The organism is Campylobacter sp. RM12637 (genome assembly GCF_020137645.1).
In the GTDB taxonomy this organism is placed as follows: domain Bacteria; phylum Campylobacterota; class Campylobacteria; order Campylobacterales; family Campylobacteraceae; genus Campylobacter_E.
The window spans coordinates 157,067-174,882 of sequence record NZ_JACGAV010000001.1; the positions used below are offsets into that span (position 1 = coordinate 157,067).

Consider the following 17,816-nt stretch of genomic DNA (forward strand, 5'->3'; position numbering starts at 1 on the left):
AATAATTATTGCTTACAATTTAATCGTTTTTAAGAACTCAAATCTTTTTTTATACATTGAGCGTTTTTTTGATGGTATTTCTTCTAAATCTTTTTGCAAATATTCTAATACATAAAATGATTTTTCTTCTTTAATAATTTTTGTATTTTCTTGCCATATTTCATCATAATTTGGTATTACAAATACTCTTCCATCTCTTTTTCTATTGCGTTTAAATCTTGATACTAAAAATCTATCCTTTACTCCGCAAACTTTATTTATACCTAAAAACTCAGCAAAAATAAAAGCAAAAAATATAATAAAATTAAGCGGTCTTAAACCAAAATAAACTTTAGTAAATTCTTTTATCTCATCTTTAGTATTTAAACTACCTTGCAAAGCTGTTATTAACAAAGCATCATTTAATAAAACAAAACTTAAAGAATATAAAAGCTCATTTTTATAATGCAAATGAATTGTAAAAAGTCCTTCGCTAATTACTTTAGGATTTGAGCTAAGCGTAATTTTTAAATCAAATTCATTAAAAATAATCTCATCATTACTTAAAATATCCGAAAATCTATTTGTAATAATTTCTAAATCCCTTTTAAAACATTCATTTGAATATTCAAAAGTAAAATTAGTAGCCCCGTATTTTTTGCATAACATATCATTGTGATATTTTAAATTCTCGCTAAATTTATTAGATAATTTCGGATAATCTAGTAGAATTTGATTTAGGAATTTATGATTTTTAAAATGAATTATCTTTCTTAAAAAAAATCTAATATTTAATAATTTTTTGCTCTTCATTTTTTCGCTTTTATTTTTAAATATGTAAAAATTACAATCAATAAAACAAGTAAAATAATTGGCATATAAGATGAATATTCATCAAAAGTTTTAGCCAAGCTATCTCCTAAATAAAACGCAGCATAAAACACCACAATAGCCCAAATAAAACAAGAAATTAGATTATAAATGCTAAATCTAAAAAAGCTTAATTTTGAAATCTCAGCTGCTATTGGACCTAAGGTTTTAAGCCCATAAACAAACTTACAAACTAAAGTAAAAATAAAGCCATTTTTTCTAAATAAAACTACTAAAAGAGCTAATTTTCTTTTATGCTTTACAAGATATTTTTGAAAGTCTTTTTTACTAGCTCTAGTAAAATAAAATAAAGCCGATGAGCCTAAAAAATTACCCACAAAAGCTACTAAAATACTAATATAAGGATTTACATTATAAGCACTTGCAAACACTCCTAAGGCAAGCAGTGCTAACATACCGCCGCCTAAAGAGTATAAAAATACTAAAATATATCCGTATTCTACAAATTTTTCTATAAATTCTTGCATTATTTCGCTAGCTCCACAGCTCTAGTTTCACGGATAACATTTACTTTAATTTCTCCTGGAAATTGTAAGCTGCTTGTTATTTCACTAGCTATTTCTTTAGCTAAAAGAACACTTTCATCATCATTAATTAGCTTAGCATTTACAATAACTCTAATTTCACGACCAGCATTAATTGCATAAGCTTTTTTAACTTGAGAATGTTGTTTTGCAATAGCTTCAAGCTCACTAACACGCTTTAAAAACGCTTCTAAAACTTCTCTTCTAGCACCTGGTCTTGCCGCACTTAAAACATCAGCCGTGCAAACTGCAGCAGCTTCAATACTTAAAGCATCTTCATGCCCATGGTGAGCAAAAATAGCGTTTAATACCACAGGATGCTCTTTGTGCCTTTCACAAACCATAGCACCTAAATCAACATGACTACCTTCATATTCGTGAGTTAAAGCCTTGCCAATATCATGTAAAATTCCAGCACGCCTTGCAAGTCTTGTATTGCCACCACACTCAGCTGCGATAATTCCTGCTAAATGTGCAACTTCTAAGCTATGTGCTAATGCGTTTTGTCCGTAACTTGCACGATATTTTAAACGGCCAATTAATTTTACTAATTCAGGAGCCATTTTTGTAAGTCCTAAATCCATTATGATATTTTGACCTTCGTTAAACATTTCTTCTTCAAATTCTTTTGAAACTCTTTCGTGTAATTCTTCAATTCTAGCTGGCTGAATTCTTCCATCATCTATTAACAAATCAATTACTTTTTTAGCAATTGCACGGCGTAAAACATTAAATGAGCTAATAATAATTGCGTTTGGAGTATCATCAATAATTACATCAACACCTAAAACCATTTCAAGTGTTTTTATATTTCTTCCTTCTTTACCAATAATTCTTCCTTTTAAATCATCGCTTTTAAGATTTATTACGCTAATTAATCTCTCACTTGCATATTCACCTGCAAATCTAGTAGTAGCTTGTGCTAGGATATATCCTGCTTTTGCTTTTGCTTGAGATTTTGCTTCTTCTTCGCATTTTCTTACGATATGAGCGATTTCATCTCTTGCATCTTCTTTAGCTTGATTTATTACTAATTCTCTTGCTTCGCTTTGAGTTAAACCACTTATATTTTCAATACTGCTTAATAATTCTTGCATTTTTGCTTCGCAAGATTTTTTAAGCATATTTGCTTCTTCCATCAATTCATTTGCAGCTTGCTCGCTTTTTACAATACTTGCTTTGAATTCATCTAATTTTTGTTCGTTTATTGCTAGAATTTGCTCTTTTTTCTCAATTTCTAGAATTTTCTTATCGTGTTCTTTTTGAAGTTCTAAAATCTTTTCATCATAAGATTTTTTATAACTCAACTCAATCTTACCCTCACTTGCTTTGGCATTTTCTAGAACTTTATCAGCATTTCTTAGTATTTTTTCAGCTTCATATTCAATCACTTTTGCTTTTGCTTTTGCTTGTTCTTCGTGAATTTTAAAATGAGCTTCGTGTATTCTTTTGGCTACTAAAACTCCTAATGCTCCTCCTAGAATAAATACCGCTAATAACGATATAATTTCAACTAATGTCATAACTTCTCTTTCTTTTTATTGTTTTACCATTTGCGATATAAAAATCGCCTTGAATATCCGATTTTAAACAAATTTTGTTTTTAGTAACGGATTTTATATTTTGAATAAAAATAATTAATAAATCATAATCAATTTTAGAAAAAGTTCTATCGTAAAATCCTTTGCCAAAACCTACTCTTCTAAAATCCTTATCAATTCCTAAAACAGGTATAATTGCAATATCAATTTTAATATTTTCAATCTTACTTGAGCTTTCTTTTATTTTAAATTTAACTTCACTTAATGGAAACCTTAATTTATTAAAAGCTAAACTATTATCACTAAGCATTTTTGGAATATAAATATTGAATTTTTTACATAAAAATCTTTTGTATTTATATAGATTTATTTCTTTATCTTTTGCAATATAAATTAAAAGATTTAATTTTTTATTTGTTTTAACTTTAGATATTATTTTTAAAATAGCTCTAAAACTTCCGTAATTTTTACAAAATTTATAATTTTCTTTATGAAATTTTTCTCTTATTAACTTTTTATCCATAATCTAACCTAAAAAATTTATAAGCATATTACATAAGGAATTAAAATGAAAGCTATATTGCTAAGCGTTGCTTTATTGTTTTTTACCGCTTGTTTTGATAAGAAAGAAGATAAAAAAGAAGAAGAAAGCGAACAAATTACTCAAGTTGAAGTTAAAAAAGAACCTGATTTTAATAGACTAATTAAATTCTCTTTAAAATTTTATAATAGCGATGAGATTTTTGAAATTAAAAGAATTAATAATGATAATAAAGACTTAGAATTTACTTCAAATGATAAAATTATATTATTTAATTTCTTTACTACTTGGTGCCCACCTTGTAAAGCTGAAATTCCGCACTTAAATGATTTAGCATTAAAATATAAAGATAGATTAAGAGTTATTGGTGTTTTATTAGAAGATAAAAGCGATGAAGAAATAGCTAAATTTATTAAGGATAATGGTATTAGCTATGATATTGTTACAGGTGATAATAATTACACATTTTTAAAAGTTTTAGGAGAAATTAACGGCATTCCATATATTGCTTTATACGACCAAAATGGTAAAAACATAAACAACTATCTAGGTGCAGTTTATGAAGAAATGCTTGATATTGATATTCAAAAGGTTATGAAATAATGTTAGATTTTTTAAAAAAAGGCTTAGCAAAAACACTTGAAGCTATAAATCAAGTAAAACCAAAAAACGAAAAAATAAGTAAAGATTTATTAGAAGAAATGCTAGTAAATGCTGATATTACTTATGAAATAGTAGAAGAGATTTTATACTACTTACCACCTAAAGATATAGTTGAAAGAGCAGATTTAGAAAGAGTAATGAGCTCATATTTTATGTATGAAAATCCTAATTCAAATTCTAATGATAAACCATTTGTAGAATTGATATTAGGTGTAAATGGAGTAGGAAAGACTACAACCATAGGAAAATTAAGTAATTTTTATAAAAATCAAGGCAAAAAAGTTTTACTAGGAGCTTGTGATACTTTTAGAGCAGGTGCAATTATGCAGCTTGAACTTTGGGCTAGTAAAAATAATTGCGATATTGTAAGCACTAAACAAGGGCATGACCCAAGTGCAGTTGCTTTTGATACCATTACAAAAGCACTTAGCAAAGGTTATGATAATGTTATTATTGATACAGCAGGAAGATTAGAAAATAAAAAAAATCTAGCAAATGAACTAGAAAAAATAATAAGAATTTCATCTCGTGCTTATGAAAACGCTCCACATAGAAAAATTCTAGTCCTAGATGCAACTCAAGGAAATAGTGGTATTAATCAAGCAAAGGTTTTTAATGATTTAGTAAAGCTTGATGGAGTAATTATTACCAAACTTGATGGAACAAGTAAGGGTGGTTCATTATTTGCAATTGCAAGAGAATTAGAGCTACCAATTTTATATTTTGGATATGGAGAAGGTGCAAATGATATTGCTCCTTTTAAAGCAAATGAATATTTAAAGGTTCTTTTAGACGGAATTTTTAACAATGGCTAAGAAAAAATCAAGCCTTTATGAATGCCAAGCTTGTGGTAATCAGCAAATTAGATTTTTAGGCAAATGCCCTGAATGTGGGGCATTTAATTCATATTTAGAATTAAATCAAACTCAAATTGAAGTATTAAAAAACGAAATAAAACCAAATTCAAATAAAGCAGTTAGTATTAAAGAAGTTTTAATTGAGCAAGTTGATAGATTTTCAACTTATGATAAAGAGCTTGATTTGGTTTTAGGTGGCGGGCTTGTTGTAGGCTCATTAGTTTTACTAGGTGGCTCTCCTGGCGTTGGCAAATCAACTTTACTCTTAAAAACCGCTGCAAATTTAGCAAAAAATGGCAAAAAAGTCCTTTATGTTAGTGCTGAAGAGAGTAAAAGTCAAATAAAACTTCGTGCAAATAGATTAAATGCTAATGAAGATAATTTGTTTTTATTAACTGAATTATGTTTTGAAAATATTAAAAATGAAGTTTTAAGCAATAATTATGAAGTCTTAATTATAGATAGTATTCAAACCATTTATTCAGAAAATATAAGTTCATGTGCTGGTTCAATCACTCAAGTAAGAGAGCTTACATTTGAGCTAATGAAACTAAGCAAAAGCAATAATATTAGCACATTTATAATAGGACATATCACTAAAGAAGGCTCAATTGCAGGACCTAGAGTGCTTGAACATATGGTTGATGTGGTGCTTTATTTTGAAGGTGATGCTAGTAAGGAATTAAGAATTTTAAGAGGCTTTAAAAATCGTTTCGGAAGCACTAGCGAAATAGGCATTTGGCAAATGAGCGAAAATGGACTTATAAGTGCAAACAATATTAAAACTAGATTTGTAGGTAAAAATCACGCAGGAAGTGCTTTAACTATTATTTTAGAAGGTAGCAGAGCAATTACTCTTGAAGTTCAAGCTTTAGTATGCGAAAGTGCTTATGCTAAAAGAAGTGCAACTGGATTTGATAGAAATAGACTTGATATGATTTTAGCCTTGCTTGAGAGAAAATTAGAAATTCCACTTGCAAGATATGATGTATTTATAAATATTAGCGGTGGGATAAAAGTTAGCGAAACTGCTGCTGATTTAGCAGTTGCAGCTGCTATAATATCTAGCTTTAAAAATAGAGTTTTAAGCAATGAGAGTGTATTTATTGGAGAGCTTAGTTTAAATGGTGGAATTTGCGAAGTTTTCAGCCTTGATATTAGACTTAATGAAGCAAAAAATCAAGGTTTTAAAAATGCTATAATTCCAAATAAAAGTAATTTTAAAGGTATTAAATGCTTTGTAGCTAATGAGTTAGCTCAAGTTTTAGAATGGATGTAAGTATGAAAAAAGCTTTTACTATGATTGAATTATTAGTTGTTATGGTTGTTGGTGCTATACTTAGTGCGGTTGCTGTTTCTAAAATACACACAAGTGAATTAATAGATGCTGCTAGAAGTATTGCAAACGATATTAGATATACAAAAATTCTAGCGTTAGGAGATGACGCTTATGATGGAACAAATGGTTATCATAATAAATATTATCGCTTTACAATAGCTTCTAATAAGATTTATAAAATTAGTAAAACCGAATACAACACAAAAGGAAGTACGCCTGTTTTAGCAAAATATGCCGAAGATTTTTTAAATCCTGATAAAAGAATATGTGATTTTGAAAACAATGAAAATTGTGCTACAAGAACAGCTATTCTTAAAATTAAAAAATACAATATAACATTTACCCCAACTACACCAACAACAACTCCTGCTAGCGGTCTAACACCTACGGATACTATTATATTTAATGAATTAGGAGAGCCTTTAAACTTTAATCAAAATCCAAGTGGATTTAAAATAGAAATTTCAAAAGGTAGTGATATAGCTTGTATTTATGTAGAGAAATATTCTGGATTCGTACATATTGACAAAGCTGCGTGCAAATAAGCGTGGCTTTACTTTAATTGAATTAGTTTTAGTTTTAGTTGTTGCTGGAATACTCTCAAGTATAGCAATATCAAAAATCAATTCAAATTCTTTAATCCTAGCAGCTAGGAGTTTATCTCAAGATATTTATATACTTCGTAATTTAGCACTAAATTACGATATATATGATTATACGACAAATTACGATAAATCATATTGGCAAATATATTTTCATTGTGTAGCAAATACAAAAACTTCATATAACAAATACAAATGCAATCATCAAGAATTTGGATATAGTATTTTTAGTGATAGCATAGGTTCTAGCTCATCAAATCCAGATGCAAATGAATTAGCAAAAGATTTATTTGATAAAACAAAATTAATTGGAGCTAGATATGCAGGAATAAGCGTAGATGATAATTTGCTTACAACAAGGACAAATCTTACAAAAAGCTTTGGAATAACTAAAATTGATGTATTTTATAATCTAAATAATAAATACAAAAAAACTCACAGAATAATGGTAAATGAATTAGGAGAATTATTTGCAAGTTCATATGCTAATAAATCAAAAACTTATAATCTAATAAAAGCTAATTCATATATTATTAGACTAAGCAAATCAACTAATATAGACCAAAATAACTCAATATGTATTGTAATAAATAATGTAGGTTTTACAACAATTCCTAAAAATAATAACGGACAACTTATTTCTAATATCAAAAAGCCTATATATTGTCATAATTTATAAATTACTAAAATATAAAAATACAAATATAGAATTAACATTTTTTAAAAAGGAGATAATATGAAAAAAATTTTATCAACACTAATATGTGTAATTAGCCTAAACGCACAAAACTTCGTAGGTGCTGATTTTATGGTAGGAAAAGCTAAAGATTACGGGCTTAATTTAAGCGATAATGGTATTTATCAAGGAAGAATTTTTATAAATTCTTATAAACTTAGTAATTATGATAATGATTTTGTTTTTGGTGCAGATTTAAGCATTCACGACTTTGATTCAGAATATAAAAATAATATAGAAAGTGGCAAAATTTCAAGCACTTATACTGCTGTTAATGTATTAGGTGGTATTGGATTTTTTAATAATAATGTAGGAGTTAAATCAGGCTTTAATGTCTTAGGTGGCTTAGGTCATGAAAAAATCAAAAGCAAAACTAATACTAAAGATTTAGTAGCTAATACTAATTTAATCAAATTAGGAGCTAGCACTATGAATATTTTTGATGAAGGATTAGTTGTTGAAGCTAGTGCTTTTGCAAAATTTTATTTAGATAATAAAAGAGATAAATTATTTAACGAGCAACAAAAAAGACTAAATTATGAAGCAAATCTTATGCTAGGTTATAAATTCACTCGCAATTTAGACGGCTTTTATGCAGGAATTAAAGCAAGTTATACAAATGATGTAATAGCTAAAGGTATTAGATACGGAGTTAATTTAGGATATAGCTTTTAAGAATTTAAAACTAGGAATTAAAATTCCTAGTTTGAATATATTTTTACTAAATTAAGTGCTACTTCATAAGACTTTTCAAGTGATTTAACAGGTAAAAACTCAAATCTTGAATGAAAATTATGTGCTCCTGTGAAAAAATTCGGGGTAAAAAGACCCTTTACACTCAACGCACTTCCATCAGTCCCACCACGCATAGCAATTGTATTTGCTTTAATATTTGATAATTCAAAAGCTTTATATAATTTATCTAAACTATCTTTATTATCATCATTTAAAGCATCTTTTAGATTGTAATAAGTATCGCTCATTTCTAGTTTAAAACTAGCTTTTTTATATTTATTTTGCATAAAATCAACGCAAGTTTTAATGTATTCTTTTTTCTCTTCAAACTTAGTTTTATCGTGGTCTCTTATATTTAAACACACACTAGCTTCGTTTTGATTTGAGTGCATTTCATTTATCCAAATATATCCATCTTTATCTTTAGTATTTTCAGGAGTTTGCAATCTATCAAAAAGATTTATAAACTCATTTGCTAATAAAGTTGGATTTAGCATTATTTTATAAGCATTCATTGGGTGTGCTGATACACCTATTATATTAAGCTTTGCACTTGCTGCATTAAATGTCTCATACATTAATTCCCCAACCTCACAACAATCAATAGTATAAGGATGAGTTGTCCTAAAATCATCTAAATTAAGCTGCTTTGAGCCTAAAAGCCCTATTTCTTCATCTGGCACAAAAGCTAAAAATATATCAGGATGATTAATATCACTATTTTTAAGAGTTTTAATTAAGTTTATAATAACAGCAATTGCAGCCTTATTATCAGCCCCTAAAACAGATGAGCCATCGCTAAAAATAATGTCTTCATTTAAATACTTCATAATTTCAGGGTGTTTAGAAATCTCTAAAACCGCTTTACCTAAATCTAAATCCTTACCTTCAAATCTTAAAATCTTAGGATTTACACAAGGACTAAGCCCAACATCAATAGTATCAAGATGAGCTACAAAACCTAAGCTAGTCTTAGTTTTATCACCAGCTAAAAGTGCGGTTAAAATACCATTATCATTTAGCTTAATTTCACTAAGTCCTAAATTCTCTAACTCACTTTTTAATAATTTCGCTAATTGTAACTGCCCTTCACTAGTAGGAGTATTACTCTTACTAGCGTCGCTTTGAGATGAGATTTTTACATATTTTATAAAGTCTTCTACCAACATATCTAACCTTTAAAATTATAAACATAAGTAGTATCAAATCCTAACGGAAGACCTAAAGCCCAGAATATAAATAAACTACCAACTAAAGCTATCCATAAAGCAATACCAAATGGAAGCATTAATGAACTAAGTGTTCCAACCCCTGTTTTTTTATAATATTTTTGACAATAACCAATCACTAATGGGTAAAATGGAAACATAGGTGTCATAACATTTACCGCACTATCACTCGTCCTATATGCTGCTTGAGTAAGTTCAGGACTAATTCCAAGTAACATTAACATAGGAACAAAAATAACGCTTAATATAGCCCATTTTGATGTAGCTGATGTAACAAAAATATTTAAAAAGCTTGTAAATATAATCACTCCTAAAACAGTGAAAACTGAAGGCATATTCATACTCTTTAAAAACTCAGCTCCTGAAATTGCTAATAGAGTTGAAAGATTTGAAGTATTAAATACATATAAAAACTGCCCGCATACGAAACAAAATACTATAAAAGTAGTAAGAGTATTTAAACTACTTGCAGCCATTTTTGATAAATCACTTGAAGTTTTTATAGAGCCACTAATTTTTCCATAAACATATCCTGGAATTGCTAAGAATAAAAATACTAATGGAACAATAGCTTTCATTAAAGCTGCATCAGCACTAGTAAGTGAGCCATTAGCACCACGCATAACCGAATCATCTGGAATTGATACAGCAAATAATAATAAAGCCATAAATATAAATGTTAAAGTTGCTCCCCAATAAGCTTTATTTTCTTGTGAGCTTAATTTCTCATTTTCTAAATGAGCGATTTTGCAATCACTATCAATAGGCATAGTTTTATTTAGCATAGGCTCAATAATTTTTGAGCTAACAAACCAACAAGCAGCAATTACGCTAAAGGTTGAAAAAATACTTAAAAAATAATTACACAATACATTTACGCTTATTTCAGGGTCAATTGTCCTTGCTGCTTTTTGAGTAAATTCTTGCATTAACGGATCAACTACACTTGGAATATAACTAGCACTAAACCCACCTGCAAGTGCAGCAAATGAAGTAGTAATTCCAGCTATTGGATGGCGACCTGCACTATAATACATAGCAGCTGCAATTGGCATTAAAAATACATAAGCACTATCCGATACTATATGGCAAAATATAGAAATTAATATAACCACAGGAACAACAATGCTTTTTGGAACTATTCCTATCATTTTAATTAGTAATGCTCTAATATAACCACTGCCTTCTGCAATACTAACTCCTAAAGTAGCAACTAAAACTAATTGTAAAGCAGGAAAAGTTATAAAATTAACGCCTAATCTAACTATTAGTTCAGTTAAATTATGAATTTCAAACATATTTTTAACTACAATTTTTTCATGACTAACTGGATGAATGTAAGAAAAATCAATAAAACTTAATGCAAAACTTAAAATCATCACAATAAAAAATGCAATTAAAAAAAGAATTGTAATATCAGGTAATTTGTTTCCTAATACTTCAATTTTGTGTAAGATTTTTTCAAATCCATTTCGTTTGATTTGCTGGTTTTCTACCATTAAGGCTCCTTTTTGATAAAATAAAAGGATTTATGTTACAATAAAATCAGATTTTAAGCAAAGAAAATTAGCACTTTTATGTGTTAATGTAACTTTTCGTAACAAATATTAAAAAGGTGATTAAAAAAGATAAATAAAGTGATAAGTGGTGCGGATGAGAGGACTTGAACCTCCACGCATTGCTGCACCAGATCCTAAGTCTGGCGTGTCTGCCAATTTCACCACATCCGCTAAGTGGTACGCCCAAGAGGATTCGAACCTCTGACCTACGGCTTAGAAGGCCGTTGCTCTATCCAGCTGAGCTATGAACGCACACTAAAAATAAAAGCTGTATATTATCCTAATAAAATTAATTTTTGCTTAAATTAAATTATATTTTTTATTATTTTATTTCTACCAGTATTTTTAGCTTCATATAAACACTTATCAACCTTTGTTATATATTCATCTAAAATATTACTTGCAAAACTATTATCAATGTAAATTAACCCAATACTTACACTTGATTTTAATCCCTCAATAGAAAAAGTAGAATTTGAATATTCTATTCTAAAATTCTCACAAGTATTTTCAAAATCAGTTTCTGATACATTATAAGCTAATACTAAAAATTCTTCTCCACCCCATCTACAAATCAAATCAGTATATTCACCAAAATATTTTCTCATAAGATTTGCACAATTTTTTAATACTTCATCTCCAGCATTATGACCATAAGTATCATTTACTTTTTTAAAATAATCAACATCTATTAAAGCAATACTTACTTTATTTTTAATCTCTAAATCTTCAATACTATCCACAAAACACCATCTATTCATTAGCCTTGTAAGATAATCAAAATTAGCACTTTTATCTAATTTTTTATTCATAATTTGCCTATTTTCTAATTCTATATATATTTGTTGTCTTAATGCACTTGATACAATGATAAAAATAGAGCAAATAACAAAACCATTAAAACAATTAAAATAAATTCTAGGGTCTTCGTGAAATAAATATAAAGGAATTTCTAAAGAATTATTCTCTATATAGAAAAAATAATACATAAATAAATAATATAATAGACCAAAAAACGCGATTATATAAACTGTTGTTTTTTTCTTATAAACGCCTACATAAAAATAAGACATAATTGGTAATATATAATATTCAAATCCATATCCCCAACCAAGATAGTAAATTGAACTAGCAGAAAATATCAAACTAGCAAAAAAAGTGATATGAATACAAGCATTAAAATTATTACTTTTTACAAAAACTAAAGAGATTAAAAATAACCCCGCTAACATAAAGTATGCTAAAAACAAATAAGGTATATCATTAAGTATCATAATAAGAGCATAAAATAAATTAAATACTATGATACCTTTCATAATTTTTTCAGCTTGTAAAACTTCAACTAACTCATATTTTCTTTTTTCAAAATCTATCATATTTGTCCTAAAACTATAGTTTCTACTTTATTTTTACCTGATTTTTTACCATTATACAAAGCACTATCAGCTTGAGATAACATATAATCAATACTTTCAAGTCTTAAAGAATAGCAAATTCCAAAGGTAATTGTAGTTTTCCTAGCATTGTAACCATCTTTGTGAGTGTAATTAGAAAAATCTTCTCTTATTTCATTAATCAATTCTTCGCTTTCATCTATATTAAGACCAGTTAGTAAGATTAGAAATTCTTCTCCACCCCATCTTGATACATAACTAGATGCTCTTTTATTTAATTTATCTTTAATAATTTTTGCAGTATTTTTAAGAACAATATCACCAAAATTATGACCACACTCATCATTTAAGCTCTTAAAATTATCAATATCGCCTAAAACAATTACCATAGAACGAATTTGGTCTTTTTTAAAATAGTTATGATATATATGCAAAATCTCATTCATTGCACGACGATTTAAAATATTTGTCAAATAATCATAATCAGCTTTATTTTGTAATTTAACACTTTCTTTTTCTAGCATTTTGCTTTCATTTACATCAATACTATGAGTATATGAAGAATAAAAAATAATTACAGCAGTAATATTTATAATATTAAATACATATACAAATACTTTATAATCACTTTCAAAATCAGGAATATCTTTAGTAACAATTGCAGTTGCTAAAAATAAAACAACTTCAAAAATACCAATAATTAAAGGATATTTAGAGCTTCTAAAATCATGAACATAGCCTAAAGACAATAACATAATCATAACTATTAAAAAGCCGTATCCTTGACCTAGCATATATGTGCAAATTGAACAAGATATTAAAACTGATGCGTGTGTAAAATAAACGGCAATATTATGATATTTATCAATTTTTAAAATAAAAATCGTAGCTATTAAAGCAATAAATGCTTCAATAAACTTAATATTAACCATAGGATGAAGTCCTAAAAAATAAAAAAGAGTTCCGTAAGAAGAATGTGTAAGTGTTAGTAAAATCATTGTGATTTTTACTAATTGTCTTATATTTTCTATCTGCCTAAATTCATTCATTGTCTATACGCTTTTTGATTCTATCCTATTTCTACCACTATTTTTTGCCACATATAATAATTCATCAACTTCTTTAATATATTTATCAAAATTACTATATACAAAATCACCACTTATATGCAAACATCCTATACTAGCAGTTATACTAAAATCACCAGCACAGAATTTATTATTTTTTAATTCTTTTCTAAAATTATTACAAGCTTCATAAAATTCTTCTTCACTGCAACCTAATGCAAATACTAAAAATTCTTCTCCACCCCATCTAGCAATCATATCAGTATATTTTGAAAAATTAAGTTTTATACAACTTGCAGTTACTCTTAAAACTTCATCTCCAACACTATGACCATAAGTATCATTAACTTTTTTGAAAAAATCTATATCTATTAAAGCAAAATGAAAATTCTTTTTATATTGAATTAAATGAATTTTTTCCATAAAAGCCCAACGATTTAATAAATATGTAAGTGGGTCAGTAGAAGCATTAATACTCAAAACTTCATTCGCATTTTCTTTTATTTCAATTGTTTTATAAACTTTAATTTTTAAAAAATACATAACAATTATAATTGTAAGACAAGCAAAAAGACTATGTATTATGTAAAAAATACCATTAACATCATATCCAAATACATATAATTGATTTTGTAAAGTATATTTATTAACTTCCATAAAAATATATAAAGCTTCAAAAATAATACTTTCAAGAATTGCTAAAGCATAAATTATTTTTCTATTTTCAAATTGACCTACATAACAAAACGCTATGCAAGGTATTAAAAAATATTGAGCCCCAAAACCCCAGCCAAAATAAAGAACCATAAAAATAGCATAAACTATACAAACAAAATGAACGGTATAAACCAAACTATTTATATCTAATGAATCTAGTTTTTTTAAAGAATAAGCATAAACACAAGATAAAAATAAATTAACAAACATAGGATAATTATGACCTAAACTACCCATAAAAATTGCTAAACATAGATAAAGAATAGAAAATATAAGTAATATATATCCCGCAATTCTTTTTGCAATAATCAAATCATCTTTATCTAAAAAACTTCCCATATCTAACCCAAATTCACTGATTTTACTCTATTTTTACCAGAGTCTTTTGCATTATAAAGTGCTGCATCTGCTTTTGTTATCAAAACATCTTTATTAATCAAATTTATAGAATAACTCATACCTATTGAAATAGTAACACTTGTTTTATTTAATTCATCTTTAATTTGTAATTTTTCAATAAGTTTTCTGCTTTTTTCCAAAGAATGCAAAGAATCATTATAAGAATAATTGCTAAATAGTATTAAAAATTCTTCTCCACCCCATCTAGCTACATAAGTATTTTCATTATTTTCATATTCATTTTTAAACACCCTAGCAACTTCTTTTAAAGCTAAATCCCCAAAATTATGACCATAAGTGTCGTTTAAATGTTTAAAATTATCAATATCGCCTATTGCTACAGCTAAAGAATTTATTTCTTTATTTTTTAATTTTTCTAATACATTATCTAATATTTCGTTCATAGCACGACGATTTAAAAGCGTAGTTAAATAATCATTTTCTGCCTTATATTGCAAAAATTCTTTTCTATCATCAAGTTGCTTAATAATCTTTGCATTCTCTCTGTCATTTAGCCAAATATAAACTAGCAATGTAACTACCATAAATAAAAAATTAGCGATATTTATATAAGGCATAAAAGGATTTGGATAATTTGGAGTATCTTTTGTAATGTATAACATCACAAAAAAAGCAGTCGCTTCTACAAGTCCAATACCTATTGGAACTAAAAAAGTATTGAAATTTTGTAAATACGCTAATGATAATAAAAGAACTATTATCATAGTAAAACCATATCCCCATCCAAGATAATAAGTGCAATAACAACAAGAAAATAATATATCTAAATGTGCGTATATGGTAGCGATTGCGTGTCCTTTATTTTTGACTAACACAATGTAGGCTACAATTAAAGATATAAGAATTTGAATTATGCTAGAAGGTAATAGGAAATATAAACCGGTTAAAGCAAAACTAATAGTATATATAAGATGAACTAAGCCAATAATAACAACGGTAACTTTTATAATATATTCAAAATTATCAACTCTTCTAATCTCTTTCAACTTATTTTTCCTAAAACCATAAATCAAAAAATATTTTATAATTTAAACCTAAAATATTATTTAAAATTCTAAAAATTGGCTAGAGAGTGAAGGAATCGAACCCCCCGCAGAATAGTCAACTACCCCACCACAAGATTTGAAGTCTTAGGGCTACACCAGTAGGCCAAACTCTCCATAAAAAAGGCTTAGTTATAACATAAAATGTTTAATGTCTGTAACTTTTAATGAACTTTTCAAAATCACTTTTTGTATTCATATTTAAAAAAATATTATCATTTTTAAAGCTTAAAGTAATTGCCTTTGACTTTATAAAAAAATCTTTGATTTTACAATTTTCATCTAATTTATCTAAATATTTTAAATCACTCATCTTATAAAAACCACATAAAAAATGAGTTTTGATACTTTTTGCAACTACTGAACTTTTATATCTTTTATGTTTATAAAAAAGTCTTTTTATAGAGCTTTTATTAATTTTTACAAAATCAACTGCAATTACAAAAACAGAATTTGAATTAGGAATTTTAATATTTTTAAAAGTCTTTAAACCATTAATCGGATGAAAATATTCATAATTATCTTTTAAAAATTTACATTTTAAATCACTTGGCTTAGCCTTAGCACAAAAATATATTTCATTAAATAAAGGTTGTAATTTTTCATATAAATAATTAATCAGGCTAATTTCACGCTTTTTATAATTAAAGCATAAATTAGCCTTATCTTGCCCCATTCTACTTGATTTTCCACCACCTAAAATTAGGCAAACGCTATTTTTAAAGCTCATCAGGAGAACAAATATATCCTTTAATTGCACTAGCAGCCGCAATTGCACTATTTGCAAGATAAACTTCTGAAGTTCTTGCACCCATACGACCTACGAAATTTCTATTCGTAGTTGATATACAACGCTCTCCATCAGCTAAAATCCCCATATATCCACCTAAACACGCACCGCAAGTTGGATTACTTACAACTGCACCAGCATTAGCAAATATATCCATTAAGCCTTCTTTTTGAGCTTGTAAAGCAATTTTGGTTGTAGCTGGAGTAATTATCATTCTTACATCTGAATGAACTTTTTTATCTTTTAAAATACTCGCTGCAATTCTTAAATCACTTAGCCTTCCATTTGTGCATGAGCCTACAAATGCTTGGTCAATTTTTACCTTTTCACTTACAGCTTGTTTTATACTTTTACCATTACTTGGTAAGAACGGATATGCTACAACAGGGTCAAGCTTGTCTAAATCAATCTCAATTACTCTTTCATAAACAGCATTTGGCAAGTGGCTAAACTCAACGCCTTTTCTCTTTAAATTAACCGAGTTTAAAAACTCTCTTGTAACATTATCAACAGCACAAATTCCATTCTTTGCACCTGCTTCAATCGCCATATTACATAAACTAAAACGGCTATCCATATCAAGCTCTTCAATTCCAAAAAACTCTAATGATTTATATAAAGCCCCATCAACGCCTAAAATTCTAATAATTTCTAAAATTAAATCTTTTCCATAAACCCAAGGCTTTAATTTTCCACGAAACTGCACTTTAATAGCACTTGGCACTTTAAACCAATTTTTACCTGTTATCATTGCATACGCTAAATCAGTGCTTCCCATTCCAGTAGCAAATGCTCCTAAAGCTCCGTGCGTACAGGTATGACTATCTGCACCAATTATCACATCACCTGGGCTAATAAGTCCATTTTCAGGTAAAAGTGCATGTTCAATACCCATATTTTTTTCATCAAAAAGATATTTTAAATTATGTTCTTTTGCAAAATCTCTACTAATTTTTGCTTGATTTGCACTTAGAATATCTTTTGCAGGAATATAGTGGTCAAGCACAATTGCAAAGCCATCAGGATTAGCTAATTTTGTAGCACCACTTTTTTTAAATTGTTTAATAGAAATTGGAGTTGTAATATCATTTCCTATTACCATATCAATAGGACAATCAATAATCTCACCTGCTTTTACTTCTTTTCCTATATGATGAGCAAATATTTGTTCTGTTAAAGTCATAGATTT

Annotated in this window: 18 protein-coding genes and 3 tRNA genes; 6 read left to right on the plus strand and 15 right to left on the minus strand. The window is 27.8% G+C overall.

What is annotated here, in order from left to right; all coding sequences use genetic code 11:
* Positions 1-12 precede the first annotated feature (12 nt).
* Genes AVBRAN12637_RS00790 through AVBRAN12637_RS00805 form a run of 4 tightly spaced genes read right to left on the minus strand, consistent with a single transcriptional unit; the run spans position 13 to position 3,458 of the window.
* Positions 13-792, minus strand: coding sequence for a DUF535 family protein (locus AVBRAN12637_RS00790; RefSeq protein ID WP_336615161.1), 780 nt, complete (start codon positions 790-792; stop codon positions 13-15).
* Positions 789-1,337 (minus strand): DedA family protein, encoded by a 549-nt coding sequence (locus AVBRAN12637_RS00795; RefSeq protein WP_336609432.1) that lies wholly within the window; start codon positions 1,335-1,337, stop codon positions 789-791. The genes AVBRAN12637_RS00790 and AVBRAN12637_RS00795 overlap by 4 nt, the downstream gene beginning before the upstream one ends.
* Entirely contained in the window at positions 1,337-2,917 is a 1,581-nt protein-coding gene (gene rny, locus AVBRAN12637_RS00800; RefSeq protein ID WP_214115917.1) for a ribonuclease Y, read from the minus strand. The genes AVBRAN12637_RS00795 and rny overlap by 1 nt, the downstream gene beginning before the upstream one ends.
* Entirely contained in the window at positions 2,904-3,458 is a 555-nt protein-coding gene (locus AVBRAN12637_RS00805) for a 5-formyltetrahydrofolate cyclo-ligase (protein ID WP_336615162.1), read from the minus strand. The genes rny and AVBRAN12637_RS00805 overlap by 14 nt, the downstream gene beginning before the upstream one ends.
* A 45-nt stretch (positions 3,459-3,503) precedes the next feature.
* Between AVBRAN12637_RS00805 and AVBRAN12637_RS00810 the strand changes: the two genes are divergently transcribed.
* Genes AVBRAN12637_RS00810 through AVBRAN12637_RS00835 form a run of 6 tightly spaced genes read left to right on the plus strand, consistent with a single transcriptional unit; the run spans position 3,504 to position 8,348 of the window.
* Positions 3,504-4,079: a TlpA family protein disulfide reductase gene (locus AVBRAN12637_RS00810; RefSeq protein WP_214115921.1), complete on the plus strand. Its 576-nt coding sequence runs from the start codon at positions 3,504-3,506 to the stop codon at positions 4,077-4,079.
* The gene (gene ftsY / locus AVBRAN12637_RS00815) at positions 4,079-4,954 is read left to right on the plus strand and encodes a signal recognition particle-docking protein FtsY (RefSeq protein WP_214119726.1); all 876 of its coding nucleotides are present in this window, start codon (positions 4,079-4,081) and stop codon (positions 4,952-4,954) included. The genes AVBRAN12637_RS00810 and ftsY overlap by 1 nt, the downstream gene beginning before the upstream one ends.
* A complete protein-coding gene (radA, locus tag AVBRAN12637_RS00820) occupies positions 4,947-6,275 on the plus strand; it encodes a DNA repair protein RadA (RefSeq protein ID WP_214115925.1) in 1,329 nt (442 codons plus the stop codon). The genes ftsY and radA overlap by 8 nt, the downstream gene beginning before the upstream one ends.
* A gap of 2 nt (positions 6,276-6,277) precedes the next feature.
* A complete protein-coding gene (locus tag AVBRAN12637_RS00825) occupies positions 6,278-6,880 on the plus strand; it encodes a prepilin-type N-terminal cleavage/methylation domain-containing protein (protein ID WP_336615163.1) in 603 nt (200 codons plus the stop codon).
* A complete protein-coding gene (locus tag AVBRAN12637_RS00830) occupies positions 6,858-7,616 on the plus strand; it encodes a pilus assembly FimT family protein (RefSeq protein ID WP_336615164.1) in 759 nt (252 codons plus the stop codon). The genes AVBRAN12637_RS00825 and AVBRAN12637_RS00830 overlap by 23 nt, the downstream gene beginning before the upstream one ends.
* Before the next feature lie 57 nt (positions 7,617-7,673).
* Positions 7,674-8,348 (plus strand): hypothetical protein, encoded by a 675-nt coding sequence (locus AVBRAN12637_RS00835; protein ID WP_239803382.1) that lies wholly within the window; start codon positions 7,674-7,676, stop codon positions 8,346-8,348.
* A 26-nt stretch (positions 8,349-8,374) separates the two neighbouring features.
* On the opposite strand, the gene pepT is transcribed toward AVBRAN12637_RS00835, so the two are convergent.
* The 11 genes from pepT to AVBRAN12637_RS00890 form a co-directional block, all read right to left on the minus strand.
* On the minus strand, positions 8,375-9,577 hold the full coding sequence (gene pepT / locus AVBRAN12637_RS00840; protein ID WP_239803381.1) for a peptidase T: 1,203 nt from the start codon (positions 9,575-9,577) through the stop codon (positions 8,375-8,377).
* A 2-nt stretch (positions 9,578-9,579) separates the two neighbouring features.
* Complete coding sequence (locus AVBRAN12637_RS00845) at positions 9,580-11,136, minus strand: AbgT family transporter (RefSeq protein ID WP_239803380.1); 1,557 nt, start codon at positions 11,134-11,136, stop codon at positions 9,580-9,582.
* Positions 11,137-11,282: 146 nt separating this feature from the next.
* Positions 11,283-11,367 (minus strand) — tRNA-Leu (locus AVBRAN12637_RS00850).
* A gap of 4 nt (positions 11,368-11,371) precedes the next feature.
* Positions 11,372-11,448: transfer RNA gene (locus AVBRAN12637_RS00855), tRNA-Arg, on the minus strand.
* A 53-nt stretch (positions 11,449-11,501) separates the two neighbouring features.
* A complete protein-coding gene (locus AVBRAN12637_RS00860; RefSeq protein WP_336615165.1) occupies positions 11,502-12,572 on the minus strand; it encodes a GGDEF domain-containing protein in 1,071 nt (356 codons plus the stop codon).
* Positions 12,569-13,639, minus strand: coding sequence for a GGDEF domain-containing protein (locus tag AVBRAN12637_RS00865; protein WP_336615166.1), 1,071 nt, complete (start codon positions 13,637-13,639; stop codon positions 12,569-12,571). The genes AVBRAN12637_RS00860 and AVBRAN12637_RS00865 overlap by 4 nt, the downstream gene beginning before the upstream one ends.
* 3 nt (positions 13,640-13,642) lie before the next feature.
* On the minus strand, positions 13,643-14,713 hold the full coding sequence (locus tag AVBRAN12637_RS00870) for a GGDEF domain-containing protein (RefSeq protein WP_336606851.1): 1,071 nt from the start codon (positions 14,711-14,713) through the stop codon (positions 13,643-13,645).
* Between the two features lie 2 nt (positions 14,714-14,715).
* Positions 14,716-15,780 (minus strand): GGDEF domain-containing protein, encoded by a 1,065-nt coding sequence (locus tag AVBRAN12637_RS00875; protein WP_336615167.1) that lies wholly within the window; start codon positions 15,778-15,780, stop codon positions 14,716-14,718.
* Positions 15,781-15,856: 76 nt separating this feature from the next.
* Positions 15,857-15,955, minus strand: a tRNA-Sec gene (locus tag AVBRAN12637_RS00880).
* 30 nt (positions 15,956-15,985) lie between these two features.
* Positions 15,986-16,567 carry a molybdenum cofactor guanylyltransferase gene (locus tag AVBRAN12637_RS00885; protein ID WP_336615168.1) on the minus strand — a complete coding sequence of 194 codons (582 nt, stop codon included), beginning with the start codon at positions 16,565-16,567 and terminating at the stop codon, positions 15,986-15,988.
* Positions 16,557-17,810: a 3-isopropylmalate dehydratase large subunit gene (locus AVBRAN12637_RS00890; protein ID WP_336608467.1), complete on the minus strand. Its 1,254-nt coding sequence runs from the start codon at positions 17,808-17,810 to the stop codon at positions 16,557-16,559. The genes AVBRAN12637_RS00885 and AVBRAN12637_RS00890 overlap by 11 nt, the downstream gene beginning before the upstream one ends.
* Positions 17,811-17,816 lie beyond the last annotated feature (6 nt).

Excerpts from the sequence above, each read along its gene's own strand:
- AVBRAN12637_RS00845 (WP_239803380.1), bottom strand. The coding sequence starts at position 11,136 with ATGGTAGAAAACCAGCAAATCAAACGAAATGGATTTGAAAAAATCTTA.
- AVBRAN12637_RS00805 (WP_336615162.1), bottom strand. The coding sequence starts at position 3,458 with ATGGATAAAAAGTTAATAAGAGAAAAATTTCATAAAGAAAATTATAAA.
- AVBRAN12637_RS00825 (WP_336615163.1), top strand. The coding sequence starts at position 6,278 with ATGAAAAAAGCTTTTACTATGATTGAATTATTAGTTGTTATGGTTGTT.
- AVBRAN12637_RS00885 (WP_336615168.1), bottom strand. The coding sequence starts at position 16,567 with ATGAGCTTTAAAAATAGCGTTTGCCTAATTTTAGGTGGTGGAAAATCA.
- AVBRAN12637_RS00890 (WP_336608467.1), bottom strand. The coding sequence starts at position 17,810 with ATGACTTTAACAGAACAAATATTTGCTCATCATATAGGAAAAGAAGTA.
- radA (WP_214115925.1), top strand. The coding sequence starts at position 4,947 with ATGGCTAAGAAAAAATCAAGCCTTTATGAATGCCAAGCTTGTGGTAAT.
- AVBRAN12637_RS00860 (WP_336615165.1), bottom strand. The coding sequence starts at position 12,572 with ATGATAGATTTTGAAAAAAGAAAATATGAGTTAGTTGAAGTTTTACAA.
- AVBRAN12637_RS00865 (WP_336615166.1), bottom strand. The coding sequence starts at position 13,639 with ATGAATGAATTTAGGCAGATAGAAAATATAAGACAATTAGTAAAAATC.
- AVBRAN12637_RS00795 (WP_336609432.1), bottom strand. The coding sequence starts at position 1,337 with ATGCAAGAATTTATAGAAAAATTTGTAGAATACGGATATATTTTAGTA.
- pepT (WP_239803381.1), bottom strand. The coding sequence starts at position 9,577 with ATGTTGGTAGAAGACTTTATAAAATATGTAAAAATCTCATCTCAAAGC.
- AVBRAN12637_RS00810 (WP_214115921.1), top strand. The coding sequence starts at position 3,504 with ATGAAAGCTATATTGCTAAGCGTTGCTTTATTGTTTTTTACCGCTTGT.
- AVBRAN12637_RS00870 (WP_336606851.1), bottom strand. The coding sequence starts at position 14,713 with ATGGGAAGTTTTTTAGATAAAGATGATTTGATTATTGCAAAAAGAATT.
- AVBRAN12637_RS00790 (WP_336615161.1), bottom strand. The coding sequence starts at position 792 with ATGAAGAGCAAAAAATTATTAAATATTAGATTTTTTTTAAGAAAGATA.
- rny (WP_214115917.1), bottom strand. The coding sequence starts at position 2,917 with ATGACATTAGTTGAAATTATATCGTTATTAGCGGTATTTATTCTAGGA.
- AVBRAN12637_RS00835 (WP_239803382.1), top strand. The coding sequence starts at position 7,674 with ATGAAAAAAATTTTATCAACACTAATATGTGTAATTAGCCTAAACGCA.
- ftsY (WP_214119726.1), top strand. The coding sequence starts at position 4,079 with ATGTTAGATTTTTTAAAAAAAGGCTTAGCAAAAACACTTGAAGCTATA.